Source organism: Cryobacterium sp. MLB-32 (genome assembly GCF_000738085.1).
Classification (GTDB): domain Bacteria; phylum Actinomycetota; class Actinomycetes; order Actinomycetales; family Microbacteriaceae; genus Cryobacterium.
Genome location: NZ_JPRS01000305.1, coordinates 1 through 1,389 on the forward strand (window position 1 = coordinate 1; position 1,389 = coordinate 1,389).

General features: G+C 59.5%; 3 protein-coding genes. All 3 read left to right on the forward strand.

From position 1 onward, the window contains the following. Nucleotides 1–251: hypothetical protein (locus tag JF66_RS24575; protein ID WP_035880162.1), on the forward strand; the 251-nt coding region annotated here is incomplete at its 5' end. A 179-nt stretch (nucleotides 252–430) separates the two neighbouring features. After that, on the forward strand, nucleotides 431–841 hold the full coding sequence (locus JF66_RS17950; protein WP_156109900.1) for a hypothetical protein: 411 nt from the start codon (nucleotides 431–433) through the stop codon (nucleotides 839–841). 314 nt (nucleotides 842–1,155) lie between these two features. After that, on the forward strand, nucleotides 1,156–1,389 hold a 234-nt coding region (locus JF66_RS24580), incomplete at its 3' end, for a hypothetical protein (protein WP_231556492.1).

Here is a 1,389-nt window from a genome sequence, read left to right on the forward strand (position 1 = left end):
TTCTGATCTTGATGACCAAGGGGGTGCTTCTGTGGATAGTGGTTCCCGTGGCGGCCATCTCTTGGATCGTGTTGTTTGGGATTACCAAGACCTCGCTTGGCTCTTGTCTAGGTTGGTTTGACCTGAACCTAAATGCTTTGATCCAGCGGGCCCTATTCAGGCCATTCATTCCTAACCCGCCAGCGTCATGGGTGCCGCTGTCAAAGATGGTCGACACCGAACATCGAATTGCCTTCCTTGCTCTCTGGTAGATGAATCAAGGGCGGGCCTGTTTCCTGCCCTGTCTACCGCTACGACCAACGCGACAGTTCAGCCCTGACGTTCGACGGGCGAGGACCGAAGCCATCTGTGACACGTTGGAAACGTCAAAGGGAATAGCCGGCTGTCTGACCACGTTGGCTCCCGACGCCGCACACCGTAGGGTGGCCGTGTGCATAGTGACTCCCGAGTAGTGGATCCTGTTACCCAGGTTGAGCTCGTCGTGCCGGCCTTCGCCAACGAGGAGAGAGCGATTCGGCGTGCGGGACGACAGCGTGACGGGGCCCTTCGAGTAATTCGCTTCTATCCCGATTGGCCGCACATCTGGCCCCTGTGGGACGAGGAACTGGGCGCCGTCAGCGCTGACGATCTGGGCTTCAGCTCGGAGCTTCAACACGACCTGCGTCAGTGGTTCGACTACTGGAATGCCACATTCACACATCATGAAGGATGGCCAAGCTCTGCGGCCGGGGATGTGTGGACGACCGCGGGCGACGTGCTCGTTGACCGACTTCAACAGGAGGTGTGGGACTTCACCGAAGTGCGTGCCGAACACCACACGACTCCACAGGACACGAAATAGGACGGATCCCTGAGCGGGAACCCTCACCGGAACTGAAGAACCGCACCGACCCGGCCAGATCATCCCGAGGCAGTGCCGCCCGTGGCACCTTGGAAGGCCTCCCGCCCACCGGCAGCCAAGAACAACGGACGTTGCGTGAAGAGTAGGCGGTGCCCCGAGGGCACGAACCTCCAGGCGGTGCTGCAGGCGCGACGGGACTCGGGCAGGCGCGCAGACGGGGCCAAGAAATTACTGACGATCTTCGGCGTTGTGGCCGATACCCATAGTCTGACTGTGGGTATGCGTCGATACGGGAGCCAGGGTTGGTGGACGAGATGAAGAAAACAGATATGCTCCCAGGATTGACTGCCGAGCAGTGGTCACGTCCAAGTGGGCCTCTCGGGAGAGTTGGGATTTCCCTCGCGTTGATCTCCGGTGCAGCGTATTTCATCTCGGGATCGACGGCCGCAACGGTACCCGGGTGGTTGTACGCCCTTTTCGCCGTAACGATCGCGAATTACTTCGTAGCCATGTATTTCCTGTTCGCGCTGATGGTGAAGGCACACCGA